16 protein-coding genes are annotated in these 22,913 nt (G+C 60.8%); 7 read left to right on the forward strand and 9 right to left on the reverse strand.

Translation table 11 applies throughout. The features are described 5' to 3' along the window. Nucleotides 1–25: 25 nt before the first annotated feature. On the reverse strand, nt 26–2,020 hold the full coding sequence (locus FFS64_RS11735) for an alpha-1,4-glucan--maltose-1-phosphate maltosyltransferase (protein ID WP_137805512.1): 1,995 nt from the start codon (nt 2,018–2,020) through the stop codon (nt 26–28). A gap of 206 nt (nt 2,021–2,226) precedes the next feature. On the opposite strand from FFS64_RS11735, the gene FFS64_RS31270 reads away from it, so the two are divergent. Next, nucleotides 2,227–2,391, forward strand: coding sequence for a hypothetical protein (locus FFS64_RS31270; protein WP_171017080.1), 165 nt, complete (start codon nt 2,227–2,229; stop codon nt 2,389–2,391). Between the two features lie 120 nt (nt 2,392–2,511). On the opposite strand, the gene FFS64_RS11740 is transcribed toward FFS64_RS31270, so the two are convergent. Beyond that, entirely contained in the window at nt 2,512–3,015 is a 504-nt protein-coding gene (locus FFS64_RS11740; protein WP_137805513.1) for an MgtC/SapB family protein, read from the reverse strand. 118 nt (nt 3,016–3,133) lie between these two features. On the opposite strand from FFS64_RS11740, the gene FFS64_RS11745 reads away from it, so the two are divergent. From FFS64_RS11745 to mapR, 3 genes are all read left to right on the forward strand, one after another. Next, entirely contained in the window at nt 3,134–3,367 is a 234-nt protein-coding gene (locus FFS64_RS11745; protein ID WP_095194116.1) for a DUF3203 family protein, read from the forward strand. Between the two features lie 195 nt (nt 3,368–3,562). Further along, nucleotides 3,563–4,993: a cytochrome c oxidase accessory protein CcoG gene (gene ccoG, locus FFS64_RS11750; protein ID WP_137805514.1), complete on the forward strand. Its 1,431-nt coding sequence runs from the start codon at nt 3,563–3,565 to the stop codon at nt 4,991–4,993. Between the two features lie 119 nt (nt 4,994–5,112). Next, a complete protein-coding gene (mapR, locus tag FFS64_RS11755; protein ID WP_137805515.1) occupies nt 5,113–6,522 on the forward strand; it encodes a GntR family transcriptional regulator MpaR in 1,410 nt (469 codons plus the stop codon). 79 nt (nt 6,523–6,601) lie between these two features. Here mapR and FFS64_RS11760 read toward each other — a convergent pair whose 3' ends face one another. The 7 genes from FFS64_RS11760 to tpx all read right to left on the reverse strand — a co-directional run bounded on the left by FFS64_RS11760 (nt 6,602) and on the right by tpx (nt 19,534). Further along, on the reverse strand, nt 6,602–7,348 hold the full coding sequence (locus tag FFS64_RS11760) for an SDR family oxidoreductase (RefSeq protein ID WP_095194113.1): 747 nt from the start codon (nt 7,346–7,348) through the stop codon (nt 6,602–6,604). Nucleotides 7,349–7,458: 110 nt separating this feature from the next. After that, a complete protein-coding gene (locus tag FFS64_RS11765; RefSeq protein ID WP_137805516.1) occupies nt 7,459–9,540 on the reverse strand; it encodes a bifunctional diguanylate cyclase/phosphodiesterase in 2,082 nt (693 codons plus the stop codon). 295 nt (nt 9,541–9,835) lie between these two features. Continuing rightward, nucleotides 9,836–11,323 (reverse strand): efflux transporter outer membrane subunit, encoded by a 1,488-nt coding sequence (locus FFS64_RS11770; RefSeq protein ID WP_137805517.1) that lies wholly within the window; start codon nt 11,321–11,323, stop codon nt 9,836–9,838. Beyond that, complete coding sequence (locus tag FFS64_RS11775) at nt 11,320–14,427, reverse strand: efflux RND transporter permease subunit (protein WP_137805518.1); 3,108 nt, start codon at nt 14,425–14,427, stop codon at nt 11,320–11,322. Before FFS64_RS11775 ends, FFS64_RS11770 begins: the two co-directional genes overlap by 4 nt. Next, a complete protein-coding gene (locus FFS64_RS11780; protein ID WP_137805519.1) occupies nt 14,424–17,528 on the reverse strand; it encodes an MdtB/MuxB family multidrug efflux RND transporter permease subunit in 3,105 nt (1,034 codons plus the stop codon). Before FFS64_RS11780 ends, FFS64_RS11775 begins: the two co-directional genes overlap by 4 nt. Then, on the reverse strand, nt 17,525–18,841 hold the full coding sequence (locus tag FFS64_RS11785; protein WP_137805520.1) for an MdtA/MuxA family multidrug efflux RND transporter periplasmic adaptor subunit: 1,317 nt from the start codon (nt 18,839–18,841) through the stop codon (nt 17,525–17,527). Before FFS64_RS11785 ends, FFS64_RS11780 begins: the two co-directional genes overlap by 4 nt. A gap of 192 nt (nt 18,842–19,033) precedes the next feature. Further along, a complete protein-coding gene (gene tpx, locus FFS64_RS11790) occupies nt 19,034–19,534 on the reverse strand; it encodes a thiol peroxidase (RefSeq protein WP_095194107.1) in 501 nt (166 codons plus the stop codon). A 402-nt stretch (nt 19,535–19,936) separates the two neighbouring features. Here tpx and FFS64_RS11795 point away from each other — a divergent pair, with 402 nt between their 5' ends. The 3 genes from FFS64_RS11795 (at nt 19,937) to FFS64_RS11805 (ending at nt 22,850) form a co-directional block, all read left to right on the forward strand. Then, nucleotides 19,937–20,362: a YciI family protein gene (locus tag FFS64_RS11795; RefSeq protein ID WP_137805521.1), complete on the forward strand. Its 426-nt coding sequence runs from the start codon at nt 19,937–19,939 to the stop codon at nt 20,360–20,362. A gap of 274 nt (nt 20,363–20,636) precedes the next feature. Continuing rightward, nucleotides 20,637–21,428 carry a hypothetical protein gene (locus FFS64_RS11800; protein ID WP_137805522.1) on the forward strand — a complete coding sequence of 264 codons (792 nt, stop codon included), beginning with the start codon at nt 20,637–20,639 and terminating at the stop codon, nt 21,426–21,428. Nucleotides 21,429–21,437: 9 nt separating this feature from the next. Further along, nucleotides 21,438–22,850 (forward strand): DUF1254 domain-containing protein, encoded by a 1,413-nt coding sequence (locus FFS64_RS11805; protein WP_137805523.1) that lies wholly within the window; start codon nt 21,438–21,440, stop codon nt 22,848–22,850. Nucleotides 22,851–22,913: the final 63 nt, after the last annotated feature.

A 22,913-nucleotide genomic window follows, 5' to 3' on the forward strand; every position in this document is an offset into this window, starting at 1 on the left:
TGCCGCTCCCACAGGGGATCTGCGTTCAGGCAGTAATCCGCCAAATCCCGAACGGCTGATACTCCGGGTCGATCCGCATGAACTGGTACTTGCCGTGCCAGGTCCAGCGATGGCCATTCATCAAGTCTTCACCGTGGGTGCTGGCATCATCGGGCAGACCCATTTCCCACAGCGGCAATTCGAAATTCGCCTCCTGAACGTCATGCGGGTCGAGGCTGACCGCCACCAGAATGAAGTTGCTGCCGTCGGCGGTGCGTTTGCCGAAGTACAGGATGTTGTCATTCCAGGCGTTGTAGATTTTCAGCCCCAGGTGCGTGTGCAGCGCCGGGTTTTGTCGGCGGATGCGGTTGAGCTGGGCGATCTCGGCGATGATATTGCCCGGCGCGGTGAAGTCCCGCGGGCGGATCTCGTACTTCTCCGAGTTGAGGTATTCCTCCTTGCCCGGTATCGGTGCCGCTTCGCACAGTTCAAACCCGGAATACATGCCCCACAAGCCGGAGCCCATGGTCGCCAGCGCAGCGCGGATCAGAAACCCCGGGCGTCCGGATTCATGCAGGAAGGCCGGGTTGATGTCCGGCGTATTGACGAAGAAGTTCGGCCGGTAACACTCGCGCCACGGCGATTCGTTGAGCTCGGTGAAATAGGTCGCCAACTCCTGTTTGGTGTTGCGCCAGGTGAAGTAGGTGTAGCTCTGGGAGTAACCAACCTTGCCCAGTCGCGCCATCATCGCCGGCGTGGTGAAGGCCTCCGCGAGGAAGATCACGTCGGGGTACAGCGCCCGCACGTCGGCAATCAGCCATTGCCAGAACGGCAGCGGCTTGGTGTGCGGATTGTCGACGCGAAACAGCTTCACGCCTTCAAGAACCCAACCGACGACGATGTCCCGCAGTTCGACCCACAGACTGGGAATCGCTTCGACGGCATAGAAGTCGACGTTGACGATGTCCTGGTATTTCTTGGGCGGGTTCTCCGCGTATTTGATCGTGCCGTCAGGCCGCCAGTTGAACCAGCCAGGATGCTGCTGCAACCAGGGATGGTCCTGGGAGCACTGGATGGCGAAATCGAGGGCGATTTCCAGACCGTGCTCGGCGGCCGCCGCCACCAGCCGACGGAAGTCTTCGCGGGTGCCCAGTTCCGAATGAATCGCCTCGTGCCCGCCCTCCTCGCTGCCGATGGCATAAGGGCTGCCGGGGTCATCGGGACCTGCGGCCAGGGAATTGTTCGGGCCTTTGCGATAGCTGCGGCCAATCGGGTGGATCGGCGGAAAGTACAGGACGTCAAAACCCATGTCCCGAATCATCGGCAACCGCGAATGCACATCGTTGAACGTACCGTGCCGCGCCGGATCGTCGGTAATCGAACGCGGAAACAACTCATACCAACTGGCAAACTGCGCCAGTGTACGCTCGACATCCACCGGGAATTCTGGACTCAGGCTCAGGTAAGCGCGCAGATCGGCCTGGGCCATCAGGTCGGCGCTACGTTGGTGCAGAAACAGGGCGACCTGCTCGGTTTCCAGCAGCCCGGACAGTTCATGGTGCAACGCGGCCAGTTGTTCGCTCAGCGGTCCTTCCGCCCGATCGGCGGCTTGTTGAACCTGAAGGCGACCTTCCTGCAGTTCCAGGCTGACGGGCACGGCGGCCAGGTGCTTTTTTTCCAATTCATAGCGGAAGCTGGCGAACTGATCGATCCAGGCTTCGATACAGAACACATAACGGCCCTGCTCCTCGACGCGGAACGCGCCTTGCCAGCCGTTATTGCCCAGATCGGCCATGACTTCGCTGTGCCAGACCTCCTCGCCATCGGCACGCCAGCGCACGCGCACGGCGAGCTTGTCGTGACCGTCGGCAAACACCTTGCTGGTCACCACCACGTCCTGGCCCACAATGGCCTTGACGGCGAACTGCCCGCCCTCGAGGGTCGGCATGGTGTTCTCGATCACGATTCGCGGCAACAGCAACGCCTGAGACAGCGGAATGTGCGGGTTGTAGCTCAACTCAGTCGGTTTTTCAGCAGTCATCGAGCATCTCTCCTTTACGCCCCAAGGACGCTCTTGTGTCTGGTCGTTATCCACATCGGTAGATCCCTCGCCGAATGAACTCACTTAGGTTCCGAGCAACTGGCGCCTGCAAAAGTTCATCGGCAATTGACTGGAATCAAATCCCTCGCACGGCGGTCAACCCACTTAAGCACGACTCGCGCCATGTGCCACTGGAGGCTTGAACGATGACCAATCCATTCCCGGCCGAAACACCCGACCCGAACATCGACGATCCGGTGATCCCGCCGACCGACCCGCAGCCAGTGCTCGAGCAGGAGCCGCCAGGCAGCATCCCGCCACCCCGGGAAGAACCGCCGACGACCATGCCGCCGGTGATCGTCAATTCCTGAAATTCCACACATCCCCTGTGGGAGCGAGCCTGCTCGCGAAGACGGTATTCCTACCATGGAAAATGCGGCGGATGTCCCGGCCTCTTCGCGAGCAGGCTCGCTCCCACAGGAAATGAACGCCTACGAGGAGTCACGGTCCTTTTCGAACCTGTTCACAATCATCGGCATTACGCCGAGGATCAGTAATGCCAAAAATGTACTGAACACCGCCGTCGCCTCCCGGCCCAATCCGGCAGAGACGCCGATGGCGGCGGTCATCCATAGTCCGGCGGCAGTGGTCAGGCCTTTGACGTGGCCTTCATCTCCGTCCTGATTCTTCAGTATGGTCCCGGCACCGAGAAAACCGATCCCGGCGATCACACCCTGCACCACCCGGCTCATGGCATCCGCCTGGGAGCCGGACATCTGCGGCACCAGCACGAACAGCGCCGCGCCGAGTGCAACCAGCATGTGGGTACGCACGCCCGCGGCCTTGCCCTTGTGTTCGCGTTCAAAACCAAGAATCCCGCCCAGCACCGCTGCCATCAGCAGGCGCACGGTGATGCGGGTCAGTTGCGAGGCATCGCCGATGTCGGCGAATTCCGCTTGCAGGGTCACCCAGACTTCATGCCACCAAGCGTTCATGGCGCTGTCCTTGTGAAGGGCTATGGAAGATGGACCGCGCCGACCATTAATCGGTTGCACAGAACGATGGTCGGTGCCAATGCCCTAACGTGTAACCCGTCGCAAAAAGGATCACGTCATGTCCGTACGCATCCAGAACCAGACCTGTTTCTTTACTACTGAAAATGGCGAGGAAATTCGCCTGTGCCCCGATGTGACCATCATCACTGACAGTGACAAAGCCATGTCAGCGGTAGACCTCAACGGCCAGCGCATCTACATCACCGAAGCAGAAGCCGACGCATTGACCGTAGCAGGCGCCGTCGACGGACGCCGGCATTTAAAGGCTACGGACAGTGATTCGGTGATTTGACTGATCCGCATCAACACCCCCCGCAAGCGCCTGATATAGGCGTTTGCGTCCCGCCACGACGGGTGCTTCAACTTGTCGCATGCCAGCCTTCAGAAACCATCTGATCCGGTTTTTATTGCAATACCTGAGTCTGTTATGCAAACAGATCGCCGCTCATAGTGCTCATGCCTGATGGAGGCTGATGAGCGAAAGACCATGAGCGAGCTAATCCCCGTCCGAACCGTAGAAAGCACCACGCCAGTCAAGATTCATGAACCTTCACGCCCAAAGATGAAGGTCAAGACCAGTGACAACCTGATCCACACCCGCAGCTTCACCGGCCTGTTCCGTAACCTGCGCATCAGCGGCGCGGGCTTCCTGTTCCTGCTGTTCTTCGGCACGGTGTGGTTGAACTGGGGCGGCCGCCAGGCGGTGCTCTGGGACCTTTCCGAAAGCAAATTCCACATCTTTGGCGCGACGTTCTGGCCGCAGGATTTCATCCTGCTTTCGGCGCTGCTGATCATCGCCGCATTCGGTCTGTTTGCGATCACCGTATTTGCCGGACGGGTCTGGTGCGGCTACACCTGCCCACAGAGCTCCTGGACCTGGATCTTCATGTGGTGCGAGAAAATCACCGAAGGCGAACGCAACCAGCGCATCAAGTTGCAAGCCGCGCCCTGGGGCCTGAACAAGTTGATGCGCCGCTCGGCCAAGCACACTTTGTGGCTGGCGATCAGCCTGCTGACCGGCCTGACCTTCGTTGGTTACTTCACCCCGATCCGCCCGCTGGCCGAAGAGCTGCTGACCTTGCAGATGGGTGGCGTCAGCCTGTTCTGGGTGCTGTTCTTCACCGGTGCCACCTACATCAATGCCGGTTGGCTGCGTGAAGCGGTGTGCATGCACATGTGCCCCTATGCGCGGTTCCAGAGCGTGATGTTCGACAAAGACACACTGACCATTTCCTACGACGTCGCCCGCGGCGAAAACCGTGGCCCGCGCAAACGCGAGATCAAACCGGCGGAAGTCGGTCTGGGCGATTGCATCGATTGCCAGGTCTGCGTCCAGGTCTGCCCCACCGGCATCGACATCCGCGACGGCTTGCAGATGGAATGCATCGGTTGCGCGGCGTGCATCGACGCCTGCGATTCGATCATGGACAAGATGGGCTACGAACGCGGGTTGATCAGCTACACCTCGGAGCATCAGTTGCAGGGCGGCAAGACTCACCTGCTGCGGCCACGCTTGATCGGCTACACCGCCGTGCTGCTGGTGATGATCGCCGCGCTGGTGGTCGCGTTGATGGAACGGCCGATGGTGTCGCTGGACGTGAGCAAGGACCGGGGCCTGTTCCGCGAGAACAGTCAGGGGCAGATCGAAAACATCTACAGCTTGAAGGTCATCAACAAGACCCAGTTGCGCCAGGATTACCACCTGACCCTGGTCGACGGCGATGGCTTCCAGTTGCAAGGCAAGTCCGAATTGAGCCTGGCGCCCGGCGAGATCGTCGATGTGCCGGTATCGGTGGCGATGACCACGCAACGGCCAGCCAGCAGCTCGCAGAGCATCAGCTTCAAGATCGTCGACAGCGATGAGCCCGGCATCTACAGCGTGGCCAAGAGCCGGTTTGTTGCGCCGCTGAACCGTTAAGGCTTTAGACTGCGGTGCGCCATTCGCGAGCAGGCTCGCTCTCACAGGGGTGTGGGAGCGAGCCTGCTCGCGAATGAAGGCGACACGGTCTTTCAGAATGAAACCAATCCGGACCAAAGATGAAACGCTACGAAAAATTCGCCGACGACATCGCTGAACTGATCCGCTCCGGCGTCCTCGGCCCTGGCCAACGCGTGCCGTCGGTGCGTTACGCCAGCCAGACCTACGGTGTCAGCCCGTCCACAGTGTTCCAGGCCTATTACCTGCTCGAACGTCGTGGCCTGATCCGCGCCCGGCCGCGCTCCGGCTACTTCGTCAACGCCCATGCGCCACGGCCGTTTTCCGAGCCGGTCATCAGCAGCCAGGTCAACGAATCCACCGAAGTCGACGTCAGCGAACTGGTGTTCTCGGTCCTCGACTCGATCAAGGACCCGAACACCGTGCCCTTCGGCTCGGCATTCCCCAGCCCGACCCTGTTTCCGCTGCAACGGCTGTCGCGCTCGCTGGCCAGCGCCAGCCGCGAGATGGACCCGCGCATGGTGGTCACCGACATGTCGCCGGGCAACCCGCAACTGCGTCGGCAAATCGCCCTGCGCTACATGGTCGGCGGACTGATGCTACCGATGGAAGAACTGCTGATCACCAACGGCGCCCTGGAAGCGCTGAACCTGTGTCTGCAAGCCGTGACCCAACCTGGCGACCTGGTGGCCATCGAGGCCCCGGCCTTCTATGCCTGCCTGCAGATCCTGGAGAGGCTGAAGCTCAAAGCCGTGGAAATCCCGGTGCACCCGCGCGACGGCATCGACCTCGGCGTCCTGGCGCAAACCCTGGAACGCCACCCGATCAAGGCTTGCTGGTGCATGACCAGCTTCCAGAACCCCATGGGCGCGACCATGCCCGAGGCGAAGAAGCAGGAGCTGGTTGAGCTGTTGCGCAACCATCAAGTGCCGCTGATCGAAGACGATGTCTACGCCGAGTTGTATTACGGACAACAAGCGCCGAAACCGGCTAAAGCCTTCGACACCGAAGGGCTGGTCATGCACTGCGGCTCCTTCGCCAAGAGCCTGGCCCCGGGATACCGGGTGGGCTGGGTCGCCGCCGGGCGCTATGCGCAGAAAATCGAACGCCTGAAACTCATGACTTCGCTGTGCGCCTCGATGCCGGCCCAGGCCGCCATTGCCGATTACCTGCAACACGGCGGCTATGACCGGCACCTGCGCAAACTGCGTTACGCCCTGGAGGAACAGCAAAGCGCCATGCTGTCGGCCATTGCCCGCTATTTCCCGGCCGATACCCGCGTCAGCCAACCGGCCGGCGGCTATTTCCTGTGGCTGGAACTGCCGGCACAGATGGATTCGTTGAAGTTGTTCCAGATGGCACTGGCACAAGGCATCAGCATCGCCCCGGGGCCGATTTTTTCGCCGGCCCAACGGTTCAGGAATTGTATTCGGTTGAATTACGGCAGCCCGTGGACGGAAGACGCGGAAAAGGCGATGGAGACGTTGGGGCGGATTGTGCGGTCGTTCTGACAGCTGTGCATCGCCAGTTCCGGCCTCTTCGCGGGCAAGCCCGCGAAGGGGCCAGCTCTAACGACACTAATCTCAGGGATTAACGCCCACCACCCAGATCAACAAAAGTCCCGGTCGCATAAGACGCCTTGTCCGACAACAACCAGACAATCGCCTCGGCCACTTCATCCGGCCGCCCGCCCCGGGCCATCGGGATCGCCGATTCGAGTTTGCTGACTCGATCCGGATCGCCGCTCAGCGCATGGAAATCGGTGTAGATGTAACCCGGTCGCACCGCGTTGACGCGAATCCCCTCACCCGCCACCTCCTTGGACAGGCCGATGGTAAAGGTGTCGAGCGCGCCTTTGGAGGCAGCATAGTCGACGTACTCGTTGGGGGAGCCCAGCCGTGCGGCGACCGATGAAACGTTGACGATGCTGCCGCCCTGCCCGCCGTGCTTGGGCGACATGCGCAGGATCGCGTGCTTGGCGCACAGCACCGGCGCCAGCACATTGGTCTTGAGGATTTTCAGAATGCGGAATTCGGACATTTCGTCGACCCGGGACTTGTGCCCCACGGTGCCGGCGTTGTTCACCAGCGCCGTGACCCGCCCCAGTTCGTTGTCCACGCGATGGAACAGCGCGATCACTTCATCTTCTATGCTGACATCGGCGCGCACTGCAATGGCTTGCGCACCCAAGGCACGGACTTGCTCCAGCACACCTTGCGCCGCCTCTTCGTCAGACTGATAGTTGATGCAGATCCGATAGCCTTGCTCGGCGGCCAACAGGGCTGTGGCGGCGCCAATGCCGCGACTGCCGCCGGTGATGACGATGACTTTTTCCATGCAAGCTTTCCCCGTTTCAAGCGTATGCGGTCGGGGGAAGAATAACCGGCCTTTTCGGTTTTTGCATGGCTTCGGTGGTGTTTGCCCGCGATGAACGATAACGCGGTCGATCAGGCCAGCGCCAACTGCTCCGAACGGTGAATCTCCTTCATGAACCGTTCTGCCGGCAGCGGATGCCCGAGCAGATAGCCCTGCAACGAATCGCAACCGAGTTGAGTCAGGAAGTCCTGCTGCACGCCGGTCTCCACGCCTTCAGCGACGATACGCAGGCCCAGCGCCTGACCGAGGGCGACGATGGCGGAAACGATGGCGGCATCGTCACTGTCACGCTCCAGGTCACGCACGAATCCGCGGTCGATCTTCAGCTCATTGGCCGGCAGGCGCTTGAGGTACATCAAGCTCGAATAACCGGTACCGAAATCATCGATGGACAGATCGACACCCATTTCCGACAGCTCCTGCAGCACCGTCATGCTCGCATCGGCATCGCTCATCGCGGTGGTTTCAGTGATTTCCAGGGTCAAACTGTTGGCCGGCAAGTGGTGCGTAGCCAGCGCTTTGGCCACGCTCTGCACCAACCCCGTGTGGCAAAACTGCAAGGCCGAGAGGTTCACCGCAATGCGCCAGTCGGTGTAGCCGAGGACGTACCACTCGCGCATCTGCCGGCACGCTTCGTTGAGTACCCAGTCGCCGATCGGGATGATCAGCCCGGTCTTCTCCGCCAGTTCAATGAACTTGTCCGGCAGCAACATGCCCTGGGTCGGGTGCTCCCAGCGCAGCAACGCTTCGGCACCGACGGGCTTACCGTTATTGGCGTCGAACTTGGGCTGGTAATAGAGGCTGAACTGTTGTTGTTCGACAGCGTTGCGCAGGTCTTGCAGCAGTTGCAACTGCTTGCGCGCGTTGCCGTTCATCGAGGCGTCGAAGAAGCTGTAGCCGTTTTTGCCCGCGCCCTTGGCGTGGTACATCGCGGCGTCAGCATTCATCAGCAATTCATGGGCGCTCTGACCGTTACCCGGATAGAGCGCAATGCCGACGCTGGCGGAGATTTGCAGATCGTGTTCGGCGACGCGGAACGAACGCGCGATCAACCCGACCTGATGCGCCGCCAGGTTCATCGCGTCATTCTGTTCGCTCAATTGCACCAGCAGCACGAACTCGTCGCCGCCGATACGCGCCAGGGTGTCCTGACTGCGCAAATCCTCGCGCAACCGCAGACTGACTTCCCGCAACAGCTGGTCGCCCATGTGATGGCCGAAGGCGTCGTTGACCGGTTTGAAGCCATCCAGATCGATGAACATCAACGCAAAACAGCCACCCTCGGCGTCCACACGGGACATCGCCTGATCGATGCGGTCAGCCAGCAACACGCGATTCGGCAGGCCGGTCAGGGTGTCGTGCAGGGCCAGTTGGGTCAATTCGCGGTTGGCTTCGGTCAGTGACAGGGCCAGGCTGGCGGTGCGGGCTTCCAGGCGCGCATCAAGGATCGAAGTCAGCAAGGCGATGCTCAGCACCGCCAACGTGGTGATCAGCACCAGGTTATCCAGGCCGTTGCCGTTCAGACCGTTGCTGGCCGCGCCGCAAAAACTGCCATCGGGAAAGCGCGCCGCCGCCATGCCGGTGTAGTGCATGCCGACGATGGCAATCCCCATGATCACCGCCGCGCCGCCACGGATCAGGCGCACATGGGGCGTGTGCTGGCGCAGATGAAACGCGATCCATAACGCCGCCCCGGACGCGCCGACCGCAATCAGCAATGAGGCGCTGAAGAGCGTCGGATCGTAATCGATCCCCGGCTGCATGCGCATGGCGGCCATGCCGGTGTAATGCATGGCGCTGATGCCCGCGCCCATGGCCAGTGCGCCGAACGCCAGTTGCGAGGCTGGCAATTGCGGCTGACTGACCAGCCACAGGGCGAAGCCGCAGGATAGGATACCAATCAGCAGCGACAGCAGCGTAAGGGAGACGTCGTAACCCAGGTCGATTGGCAGTCTGAACGCGAGCATGCCGATAAAATGCATCGACCACACGCCGACGCCCATGGCGAAAGCGCCGCCCGCCGTCCATAAATGCACGGCACGCCCCTTGGCGGTGGCGATACGCCCGGTCAGGTCGAGCGCCGTGTATGAAGCGAGAATCGCGACACAGAGCGAGATGATAACCAGCGAGGGGGAATAACTACCGATGAGCATAAGACGTCTCGCCACCGCCCCCCGTACTGCTTCCCTTCTCGGTGGGGCAAATCGGGCGATTGTACTGATTCCGCCGTTGAACGCACTGAAAAAGTAATCATTTAGCCATCAGACCGATGAAACGCTTGTTTGAGGGACTCTGCAACCCGCTGAAGCCCACTCCAAACACTGCATAATCCCTGTAGGAGCAGCCGGTCGACGCTCGATTGCTCGCGATGAGGGCCCAGGCACCGCGGGCATCCAGCTAGCCCGCGTTATCGTTAACGACCATCGCGAGCAAGCTCGCTCCTACAGTTCAGTCGGGTCGTTCGAGCTGCCCGTCCCAGCCACCACCCAGCGCCGCAATCAACTGCACGCTGGAAATCAACCGGCTCTGCAACAGATTCAGCGCACTGCGCTCGTTGTTCAATGCCGCCGCCTGAACCACCACCACATCCAGGTAGGCAATCACGCCGGCCTTGTACTGATTCTGGGTCAGGCGCAAGGATTCGCGTGCCGCGTCCAGGGCTTGCTGGCGCACAACGGCTTCGTCCTCCAGAACCTTGAGCTGAATCAGGTAATCCTCTACTTCGCGGAAACCATCGAGTACGGTCTGGCGGTATTTGGCCACGGTTTCATCGTAAGCCGCTTCGCTGCGATCCACTTCCGCCGAACGCTGGCCGCCGTCGAACAGGGTCATGGCCAGTTGCGGCCCCACCGACCAGAAACGGTTGGGCACGCTGAACAAGTCCTTTGAGGTACTGCTGCTGTAACCGCCGTTCAAACTCAAGGTCAGGTCCGGGTAGTAAGCAGCCTTGGCCACGCCGATGTTGGCATTGGCGGCCATTACCGAGCGCTCGGCGGAGGCAATGTCCGGGCGTCGCTCCAGCAACTGCGAAGGCAGGCTCAGCGGCACCTCGGGCAACGCCGGAATATCCTGGGTTTCAGCCAGTTTGAATTGCGCCGGCGGCAGGCCGATCAGCACGGCGATGGCGTTTTCGAACTGGGCGCGTTGCCAGATCAGATCGACCATGTCCGCCTCGGTACTCTTGAGCTGGGTCTGCGCCTGAGCCACCGCATCTTTGCCGGACACACCCGCACGGTACTGGTTCTCGGTCATTTTCAGCGAGCGCCGGTAGGCCTCGACGGTCGCTTCCAGCAGGCGCTTCTGCTCATCGATAACCCGCAATTGCAGATAGTTCTGTACCAGTTCCGACTGCTGGCTCAGGCGCATCGCCGCCAGATCGGCGTAGCTGGCCTCGGCGTTGGCCGTGTCGGCTTCGAGGCCTCGGCGCAATTTACCCCAGACATCCGCTTCCCAGCTCACACCGGCCTGTGCGGTGTAGGTATCGCGAATGCCGCTCGAAGTACTGGTCAGGCTCGAACTGCTGCTGCCGCTACCCTGGCTGGAACGGTTTTTCCCGACGCTCAGGTCCACCGTCGGAAAAAACGCGCCTCGGGCACTACGTACCAAGGCCTGGGCCTGGCGGTATTGGGCTTCGGACTGGGCAACGGTCTGGTTGGCACTGTTGAGTTTTTCGATCAGGCCATTGAGCTGCTGATCACCGTACAACTCCCACCAGGCACCACGGGCCAGGGCATCGCTCGGACTGGCCTGACGCCAGCCAGCCGCTTCCTTGTACTCCATCGGTGCAGCCGCTTGCGGGCGCTGGTAATCCGGGCCGATGGCACAGGCACTGAGCAGCGCCGCGCACAGCGACAGGCTCAGCAACCGCGAGCCTCGGGCCTTGATCAACGATGTGGCCAGCGGTGTGGCCAGGTTGAATTGCGATGTGTCAGTCATAGCGGAGTTTCCAGAGCAGCATCGGTACGCACCCCACGCCAGTGGTTGAAGCGATGGCGCAGTTTGTCGAGATAGAGGTAAACCACCGGGGTGGTGTAAAGGGTCAGCACCTGGCTGAAGATCAGCCCGCCGATGATGGTCAGGCCCAGCGGCTGGCGCATTTCCGCCCCTTCGGCGCGACTCAGCAGCAACGGCAAGGCACCGAGAATCGCCGCCAGGGTGGTCATCAGGATCGGCCGCAAACGTTGCAGACAGGCATTGCGAATCGACTCGAGCGGTTCCATGCCTTGCTGGCGTTCGAGTTGCAAGGCCAGGTCGATCATCAGAATCGCGTTCTTCTTCACCACACCGATCAGCAGGAACAGCCCCAGCAACGAAATCAGGCTGAACTCGCCGCCCAGGGCATAGATCGACAGCAACGCGCCGACACCCGCCGAAGGCAAGGTCGAGAGAATGGTCAGCGGATGAATATAGCTTTCATACAGCACGCCGAGTACCAGATACACCGCCACCAGCGCGCCAAGGATCATCCACGGCTGGCTTTTCTGGGTCGCGGCAAAGGCATCGGCGGTGCCGGCCATCTTGGCGATGACGTCTTCCGGCAAGCCCACGGAGGCAATGGCCCGCTCGATGGCGGCACTGCCCTTCTCTACCGTCACACCTTCGGCCATGTCAAAGGCAATGCTTTCCGAGGCGAACTGGCCTTCATGGCTGACCCGATCGTCTTCCAGGCTGTTTTCGTAATGGGCAATGGTCGACAGCGGAATCCGCGCACCGTCCGCGGTGATCACCTGGACCTGCTTGAGGGTGATCGGATCCTGGGCGTATTTGGGATTGACCTCCATCACCACCTGATACTGGTTGAGACTGTCGTAGATGGTCGATATCTGCCGCTGGGCGTAGGCGTTGTTCAGCACCGCTGTGACCATGTCCATGTCCACCCCCAGGCGTTTGGCCTGGTCGCGGTCGACGATCAGCGTCACCTGCTGCGCACCACGGCCTTCCCGGGCGTCAATCGCGGTCAGCTCCGGCAAGGCCTTGAGCGCCGTCACCACTTTCGGATACCACTCGCGCAACGCCCCCAGATCACCGCTTTGCAGGATGTAGGAGTACTGCGACGAGGTCTGCTCGCGACCACCGCCGAATTGCAGGTCCTGGTCGGCCATCAGCATCAGCTGCGCGCCAGGCACCTTGGGCATTTCCTTGCGCAGACGCTCGATGACCTTTTGCGCGGAAATATTGCGCTCCTTGATCGGTTTCAGGCGTACCAGCATGAACGCGTTGTTGGTGCCGTTGGTGCCGCCGATGAAACCGGCAACGCTTTCCACTGCGGCGTCCTTCAACACCTCGCGGCGGAATATTTCCATTTTCGGCTGCATGACGCTGAACGAAAGGCCGTCGTCACCGCGCACGAAACCGATCAGTTGGCCCGTGTCCTGTTGCGGTAAAAATGTTTTTGGAACAACCACATACAGCGCGATGTTCACGCCAACTGTTACGAACAGACTTAGCAACGTCAATCGACGGTGGCGCAGCACCCAGTCGAGGCTGATGGCGTATTTGCCGACCATCCATTCGTTGGCGCCCTGGCTCCAGCGTTGCAGGCGGTTTTCCTGGCCCGGGGTGTGCGGCTTGAGCCAGCGGGCGCAGAGCATCGGGGTCAATGTCAGCGAGACCACCAGCGACACCACAATGGCGGCCGCCAGGGTAATGGAGAACTCGCGGAATAGGCTCTCGATGATTCCACCCATGAACAGGATCGACAGGAACACCGCTACCAGGGACGCGTTCATCGACAGCAAGGTAAAGCCGACTTCCTGGGCGCCGAGATAGGCAGCCTTCATCGGTTTGATGCCTGCGTCGATATGCCGGGAAATGTTCTCCAGCACCACGATGGCATCGTCCACCACCAGCCCGGTGGCCAGAATCAGCGCCATCAGCGACAGGTTGTTCAGCGAAAAACCGTAGAGGTACATCACCGCAAAGGTGCCCACCAGCGACACGGGTACCGCCAGGCTCGGGATCAGCGAGGCGCGAAAGTTACCGAGAAACAGGAATACGACCAGGATCACCAGGGCCACGGCGATCAGCAGGGTCATTTCCGCTTCGTGCAGCGTGGCCTTGATCACCGGCGAGCGATCCATGGCCAGGTTCAGTTTGACGCTCGCCGGCAGCACCGCCTGCAACGCCGGCAACTGGGCCTTGATCTCGTTGACCGTCTCGATGATGTTGGCCCCGGCCTGCCGGTTGATCACCAGCAGCACTGCCGCGTCATCGTTGAAGAAACCGCTGTTATAACGGTCTTCGACGCCGTTGCTGACCTTGGCCACATCCTTCAGGCGCAGGGCCGCGCCGTCCGCGTAGTGGATGATCAGCGACTCGTAGTCCTTGGCCTTTTCCAGTTGATCGTTGGCCTGCACTTGCCACAACCGCTGGCCGTCTTCCACCGAGCCCTTGGGTCGGCGTACGTTGGCATTGGCAATGGTATTGCGCACATCGTCCAGCGCCACGCCGTACTGGTTCAGCGCCTGGGGTTCGAGTTCGATGCGCACCGCTGGCAAGGAACTGCCGCCGATCTGCACTTCCCCGACGCCCTGCACTTGCGACAGGCTCTGGGACAGGATGGTCGAGGCCAGGTCATACAGCTGGCCCTTTTCCAGCACGTCCGAGGTTAGCGACAACACCATGATCGGCGCCTGGGACGGATTGACCTTCTTGTAGGTCGGCATGCTGCGCATTCCGCTGGGCAGCAGGTTGCGCGAGGCGTTGATCGCCGCCTGCACTTCCCGCGCCGCACCGTTGATGTCGCGGTCCAGGTCGAATTGCAGGATCACCCGAGTCGAGCCCTGGCTGGAACGGCTGCTCATGGTGTTGACCCCGGCGATGGCGCCGAAGGATCGCTCCAGCGGCGTCGCCACCGTCGAGGCCATGACCTCCGGGCTCGCGCCGGGCAAACTGGCCTGGACCACGATCACCGGGAAGTCCATTTGCGGCAACGGCGACACCGGCAACAGGCCGAAGCTCACGCCGCCCAACAGCATGATCGCCAGGCTCAGCAACATGGTTGCGACCGGGCGCTTGATGAAGGGTCCCGACAGGTTCATGGCTGCTCTACCGCGTCCACGGACTCAGGCTTGCGGCCCCAGCGCCGACCCAGGCGGTCGAAATACAGATAGATCACAGGCGTGGTGAACAGCGTCAAAATCTGGCTGAGCAACAGGCCTCCGACCATCACCAGACCCAGCGGCTGACGCAATTCAGCCCCGGAACCGGTCGCCAGCATCAGCGGCACCGCGCCAAACAACGCGGCCAGTGTCGTCATCAGGATCGGCCGGAAACGCAACAGCGCCGCCTGATAGATCGCCGTTTGCGGGTCCATGCCCTGATTGCGCTCGGCATCCAGTGCGAAGTCGATCATCATGATCGCGTTCTTCTTCACGATGCCGATCAGCAGGATTATGCCAATAATCGCGATCATCCCCAGGTCATTGCCACTCAACAACAAGGCCAACAACGCGCCGACCGCCGCCGAGGGTAACGTTGAAAGGATAGTGATCGGGTGGATGTAGCTCTCGTACAGCACGCCCAGCACGATGTACATGGTCACCACCGCCGCCAGAATCAGCAGCAAGGTACTCGACAGCGACGCCTGAAACGCCTCGGCCGCGCCCTGGAACTGGGTCTGCACGCCAATCGGCATGCCGATGTCCTTCTGCACCTGCTCGATGATCTGCACCGCATGCCCCAACGCCACACCGGGGGCCAGGTTGAAGGACATCATCACCGCCGGGAACTGGCCGATGTGGGTGATCGCCAATTGCGCCTGACGCTCTTCGATATGGGCCAGGCTGGACAACCGCACCTGACCGCCGTCGGTGGTCTTGACGTGAATCTGGTCCAGCGCCTGCGGGCCGATTTTCTCGCCGGACTGCGATTGCAACACCACGCGATACTGGCTGGCCTGGGTGTAGATGGTGGAAATCTGCCGCTGACCAAAGGCGTCATACAGCGCATCGGTGATGTTCGACACCGACACCCCGACCCGCGATGCGGCATCGCGGTCGATCACCAGGTAGACCTGCAAGCCCTTGTCCTGCAAGTCGCTGGCAACGTCGGTCAGCTCCGGCCGATCCGCCAGGGCTTCGACCAGACGCCCGCTCCACAGGCTGAGCAGTTCCGAATCCGGTGACGACATGCTGAACTGGTACTGCGTACGGCTGACCCGGTCTTCGATAGTCAGGTCCTGCACCGGCTGCATGTAAAGGCGAATGCCGACCAGCTTGTCCAGTTCCGGCTGCAATCGGGCAATCACTTCGGTTGCGCTCAGGTCGCGATTGCCGTGGGACTTGAGGTTGATCAGCAACCGGCCGCTGTTGAGCGTCGAGTTATCACCGTCGACACCGATGTAGGACGACAGGCTCTCGACCGCCGGATCGGCCAGGATGACCTTGGCCAGTTCCTGCTGACGTTCGCTCATGGCTGCGAAGGAAATCGACTGCGGCGCCTCGGAGATGCCCTGGATCACCCCGGTGTCCTGCACCGGGAAGAAGCCCTTGGGCACCATCATGTACAGGAATACCGTCAACGCCAGGGTGCCAATGGCCACCAGCAACGTCAGCGGCTGATGCTTGAGTACCCACTGCAATTTGCGTCCGTAGGCGGCGATCATCCAGTCGATGGCGGCACCGCTGGCGCGGTAGAAACGGCCCTGCTCTTGCTCTTTGGGCTCACGCTTGAGCAACCGCGCGCACATCATCGGCGTCAGGGTCAGGGACACCACCAGGGAAATCAGGATCGCCACCGCCAGGGTGATGGCAAATTCGCGGAACAGCCGCCCCACCACGTCGGCCATGAACAGCAGCGGGATCAACACGGCGATCAGCGACAGGGTCAGGGATACAAGGGTGAAACCGATCTGTTTGGCGCCCTTGAGCGCCGCGTTCAGCGGGCTGTCACCCTCTTCGATGAATCGGGAAATGTTCTCCAGCATCACGATCGCATCGTCCACCACGAAACCGGTGGCGATGGTCAGGGCCATCAGGGTCAGGTTATTGACCGAGAACCCCGCGAGGTACATCACGCCAAAAGTACCGATCAACGACAGCGGCACGGCCACCGACGGAATGATCGTGGCACTGGCCCGGCGCAGGAACAGGAAGGTGACCATGACCACCAGGGCGATGGCGATCAGCAGTTCGTGTTGCACATCCTTGACCGAGGCGCGGATGGTCTGGGTGCGGTCGGTCAGTACCACGACATCGAGGCCGGCCGGCAGGTTGTCGGTGATGCTCGGCAGCAAGGCCTTGATCCGGTCCACCACTTCGATGACGTTGGCACCCGGTTGACGCTGGATGTTCAGCAGCACCGCCTGGTTTTCATTGGCCCATGCCGCCAGACGCTCGTTTTCGGCGCCGTCGACGATCTCCGCCACGTCCTTGAGCCGCAACGGCGCGCCATTGGCGTAGGCCAGTATCAGGTTGGCGTAGTCCTGTGGCGAGGTCAGTTGATCGTTGGCGTCGAGCATCGACACCCGGGTCGGGCCGTCGAAGTTGCCCTTGGGCTGGTTGACGTTGGAAGCGCCGATCAGGGAGCGCACGTCCGACAGGTTCAGGCCGTTGGCCGCCAGGGCCTCGGGATTGACCTTGATTCGCACCGCCTGACGCTGGCCACCGGCAATGCTGACCATGCCGACCCCGCTGATCTGGGCGATTTTCTGCGCCATGCGCGTATCGACCAGATCGTTGAGCTTGGGCAGCAGCATGGTCTTGGACGTGATGGCCAGCGTCAGCACCGGGGTATCGGCCGGGTTGACCTTGTTGTACACCGGTGGTGCGGGCAGGTCCTTGGGCAGCAGGTTGGTCGCGGCATTGATCGCGGCCTGCACCTGCTGTTCGGCGACGTCCATGTTGATGTCGAGGCTGAAGCGCAGGGTCAGCACCGAGGCACCGCCGGAGCTGGTCGAGGCCATCTGGGTCAGGCCGGGCATCTGCCCGAATTGCCGCTCAAGCGGCGCGGTCACGGCGCTGGTCATGACATCCGGGCTTGCGCCGGGATAAAGGGTCATGACGCGAATGGTCGGATAATCGACCTGGGGCAATGCCGACACCGGCAGCAACCGGTAGGCGATCACGCCGGCCAGGATAATGGCCAGCATGCTCAGGGTGGTCGCTACAGGACGAAGGATAAACAGCCGCGAGAGGTTCATGCGCCGCCCTTTTTCGCCTTGTCGGCAGGCGCCGGCTCAGCGGTGTTGGTCGCCGATCCGCCTTGCAGATGGCCAGCGGGGCTGGTCGGTACTTGTGTCGGGTCATTGACGACTTCCACGTCGCTACCGTCCTTCAAGCGATCGGTGCCTTCCAGCACCACGCGATCACCGGCGGCCAGACCTTCGGTGACCACAGTGTTTTCACCGTCGCTGGCGCCGATTTTGAGCTGGCGGATCTTGACCTTTTTGTCGCCGTCCAAGGCGTAGACGAACGTGCCGTTGGTGCCGAACTGGATCGCGGCGGACGGTGCGAGCACGACATCCTTGAGGGTGTCGGCCAGCAGGCGCACGTTGACGAACTGGTTGGGGAACAGCGACTGGTCGCGGTTGTCGTAACGCGCCTTGAATTTCAGGGTGCCGGTGGTGACGTCGATCTGGTTGTCCAGGCTCTGCAGCACGCCGGTGGCTTGTAGCTTGGTGTCACCACGATCCCAGGCCTCGGCCGGCAGTTTGGCGCCACTGCGATAGCGTGCGAGCACTGTCTCGAGGCTGTTTTCCGGCAAGGTGAACGCCACGCTGATCGGTTGGGTCTGGGTGATGATCGCCAGCGCCGTGGTGTCGTTGGCCGCGACCAGGTTGCCGACGTCGAGCTGACGCAGGCCGACGCGCCCGGTGATCGGCGCGCGGATTTTGGTGAATTCGAGATTGAGCTTGGCGTCGTTGACCGCCGCCTGATTGGTCTTGACCGTGCCCTGGAATTGGCCGACCAGCGCGACGGCGGTGTCCAGGGTCTGTTTGGCGATGCTGTCTTCCTTGTACAGGCCGGTATAACGCTCGACATCCACCTGGGCATTCTTCAACTGCGCCTGATTCTGCAGCAAGGTGCCTTCGGCCTGGAGCAAGGCGTTCTGGTACGGGCGCGGGTCAATCTCGGCCAGCAGATCGCCAGCCTTGACCATCTGCCCTTCCTCGAAATAGATCTTCACCAGCTCACCGCCCACACGGCTGCGCACGTTGATGGTGTTCAGTGCGGTGACCGTCCCCAGCGCCTTGTAATACAGCGGGAAATCACCCTTGACCGCCGGCGCCACACGAACCGGCACGGGACCTGTCGCGCCGCCGAACCCCGGACGCATCCCCCCTGACCTGCCAGTGTGCCCCGCCACGGCTTTCGGCTGCGCGCCCTCTTTCGGCGCAGCACCGCCGGGCCAGAATTTCCAGCACAGGGCGGCAATGACCAACAGCACAAGCAGGCCAAACAGCCAGCGACGGGGACTACGGGAAGCAGAGGATTGCATTGAGTGATCAACCATTGGGCGCGTGGGCTTTTTATTACATGAGGCTGAACGATAAGCACTGGCAGAGTTTAAGCAAAGCGCCTTTACCGGCAATTTACCTTCGGCTTACGTAACAGGAGATTTATCCAAGACACTGAAACACAAATGAAAACGGCCTGGGAGGGCCAGGCCGTTAACAATTGTAAAAGCTTGCTTACTTCAGAACACTTATTTCAGAACTTTGAGCGCTGCTTCGTAGTTCGGCTCATCAGCGATTTCGCCAACCAGCTCGCTGTGCAGCACGTTGTCGTTCTCGTCCAGCACCACCACGGCACGGGCGGTCAGGCCTTTGAGCGGGCCGTCGGCGATGGCCACGCCGTAGTTCTGGATGAATTCGGCACCGCGCAGGGTCGACAGGTTCTGGACGTTTTCCAGGCCTTCGGCACCGCAGAAACGCGCCTGGGCGAACGGCAGATCGGCGGAGATGCACAGCACCACGGTGTTGGCGATGTCATTGGCCTGGGCGTTGAACTTGCGCACGGACGTGGCACAGGTCGGGGTGTCGACGCTTGGGAAGATGTTCAGCACTTTGCGCTTGCCGGCGAAGTCTTTCAGGGTAACGTCGGACAGATTGCCGGCAACCAGGGAAAAGGCTGGCGCCTTGGAACCGGCTTGAGGCAACTGGCCGTTGACTTGAACCGGGTTGCCTTTAAGAGTCACTTGAGCCATGAACGGAGTCCTTCTGAACGTTGTTGTAGAAAATATTGAAGAGGCCGAAGTTAACCACGAAATCGGCCGGTGACCTACCCCGGATACAAAACTTGAGGACAGCCCCAATCCCCTGTGGGAGCGAGCCTGCTCGCGAATGCAGTGTGTCAGGCAAATCATTACTAAATATCGAACCGCTTTCGCGAGCAGGCTCTCTCCCACAGGGTCGTCACCCGATCGCTATATAGCGTACCTCCCACTCTCGTCGTCACCCGAGGTTCATGACGAAAGGCATGCATCGACCGAACCCCGGGGTTTGAGGCTATCACTGAATTTGGTATGACTTTCCATGACGATGCTGTCGATCCAACCGGTACTCGTTCGACTATAACTGAGCAATCCAAATCCAACGGAGACAACACCATGCGCTTCATGATCATTGTCAAAGCCAGCCAGGACTCCGAAGCCGGCGTGATGCCCAGTACCGAACTGCTGACCGCGATGGGCAACTACAACGAAGAACTGGCCAAGGCGGGCATCCTCCTCGCCGGCGAAGGCCTGCACCCCAGCAGCAAAGGCGCCCGCGTACGCTTTTCCGGCGACCAACGCACGGTCATCGATGGCCCGTTCGCCGAAACCAAGGAACTGATCGCCGGCTATTGGTTGTGGCAGGTGAAGTCGAAGGAAGAAGCCATCGAATGGGTCAAGCGCTGCCCCAACCCGATGCCGGGCACCGAGGCCGAGATCGAGATTCGCCAGGTGTTCGAGGCGGCGGATTTTGGTGAGGAATTCACGCCGGAGCTGCGGGAGCAGGAAGAGCGGGCGTTTGGGCCAGGGAAGAAGTGCTGAGTATCGGGATCGCACAGCCAAGCTTTTCAGCGAAAACACCTGCTAAAAGCTTGACCGTGAACAGAGTATCTACAGACAAAGGGATCTGTAGGAGCAGGGCTTGCCCGCGAAGCCGTTTTCATAACCAAAGATTCACCCCCTCCGACTGGCTAACCCTCATTTAGCTGCTAGCTTCAAGAGACACGTCCTACAGCCTTGATAGCAAAGAGATTACGCAGTAACGGCCGCCAAGTGCCGGGTCTTCCCAATGAGCCACCAGGGAACCGGGGGAATCATGTTGAAGAAAATGGGGATACACATTTTTCTTGTGGCGACTTCGTTCGCGCCTCTTATTTGTGCCTACGCCGACAACGCCGAGACCGCCAACAAGAGCAACAACCCGCTCAACTTCGAGCCGGGGATGAACCTGCAGGACTACTACACACCGAGGTACTACGGCTCCAACATCCACACCAACGACCTGCTGGTGCGCGGCACGTTGCCGATTGCACCGAACGATTTCATCGGCGTGCCCCAGTTGTTGCGCGGTACGGCGCCGATCAGCACCCATCCTGATCCGAACGGCGGCTACAGCACCGGTGAAGGCGACCTCAACCTGTTCGATATCTTTCTGCTGAAAACCGAGGGCGTGCAGTTGGGTATCGGGCCGATGATCACCGCCCCCTTTGCCGATCAGGATGAGCTCGGCACCGGCAAATGGCAGGCCGGGTTCGCCGCCGTAGCCATCGACGCGTCACCTCGCGGCCTGCTGGGCGCGCTGGTGCAATACCAGAGTTCATTTGCTGGCGACCACGACCGCGAGCATGTTGAAACGGCGACGCTGCAACCTTTCGTCATTCACAACCTGGACCACGGCTGGTACTTGCGCTCCACCGGTATCTGGACCTTCGACCTGAAGAACGACACCCACTACATCCCACTCGGTTTGGGTGGTGGAAAAGTCTGGAAAGACGGGCCCAATATCCTCAACGCCTTTATCGAACCGCAGTGGACCGTCGAGCGCAAAGGCGATGGCGTGCCGCAGTTCACCCTGTTCGTCGGGCTCAACGCCACGTTTGGAAAGTGAGGCACTGCCATGCACATTGCAATTCGCACAGCCGGTTTCGGCCTGATGACGATGTTTGTCAGTTGCGGCGTGGGTGCCGACTTCACCGCCACCCCGGAACAAGCCCGGGGCATCGCCAGGGAAGCCTATCTGTACGGTTTTCCGGTGGTGGAAATGTACAAGACGCTCTACAGCCAGGCAGTGGACAAGAAGAGTTCGAACTACAAGGCGACGTTTAACCGGATCGGCAACACCGCCAAGGCCTTCACCGCCCAGGACACCGCGTTCGTCACGCCCAATGCCGACACGCCCTACTCCTTCGTCTGGATGGACCTGCGCGCCGAGCCTCTGGTACTCACTTTGCCGCCCGTTGAAGAGCACCGTTACTACTCGGTGCAATTGATCGATGCCTACACGCAGAACTTCGCTTACCTGGGGACCCGCAGTACCGGCAACAACGGCGGCCAGTTCATGATTGCAGGCCCCGACTGGAAAGGTAAGCAACCCCAGAACATCGACCGCCTGCTGCGCAGTGAAACCAACATCGCCTACGCGCTGTATCGCACGCAGCTGTTCGACACCAAGGATCTGGCCAAGGTCAAGCAAATCCAGAAGGGCTACAAGGTTCAATCCCTGAGCCGGTACACCCGGCACAAGGCACCGCGCGCCGCCGCGAAAATCGACTGGCCGAAACCCACGCCGACCATGAGTGACACGCCGGATCTGTTTCGCTACCTGAACTTCATGCTGGCCTTTGCACCGCCCCAGAACGTGGAAAAAGCCTTGCTCGCACGCTTCAAGACCATCGGTATCGAAGCTGGCAAGCCATTCAATCTGACCAAACTGAGTGCCGATCAACGAAAAGCCCTGGAAGACGGCATCAGCGACGCCAAGGCGGAGTTCGCCACATTCAAGAAAACCAGAATCGATACCCATGAAGTCAGCAGCGGCGATTTCTTTGGCACCCGCAATCACCTCAAGGGCAATTACCTGTACCGCTACGCCGGCGCCAACCTGGGCATCTTCGGTAACTCCGCCGAAGAAGCCAATTACATCGGTTACTTCGTCGACAGGAATGATCAGCCGGTCGACGCCTCCAGGCACGACTACACCCTGCATTTCGACAAAGGCGCCCTGCCCCCGGCCGAGGCGTTCTGGTCGCTGACCCTGTACAACGCGAAGAACAAATTGCTGGTAGACAACCCGCTCAATCGCTACCTGATCAACTCGCGGATGCTGCCCGACCTCAAGCTCGACGCCGACGGCGGCCTGACTCTATTCGTACAGAACAAGGCACCGGCCAAGGATCTGCAAAGCAACTGGTTGCCGGCGCCGAACGGGCCGTTTTACGGCGTGCTGCGTCTGTACCTGCCTAAACCGGAAGTCGCCGGCGGTCAATGGAAGATGCCGCTTTTGACCCCCCATAAACCAATGAACCAATAAGCGGAGTCAGCCATGGCCAGGCCTGAGAGCAACGGCTATCGCGTCGATCTGACGTTGGCGCTT

This window comes from Pseudomonas sp. G(2018), assembly GCF_005502415.1.
Taxonomy (GTDB): Bacteria; Pseudomonadota; Gammaproteobacteria; order Pseudomonadales; family Pseudomonadaceae; genus Aquipseudomonas.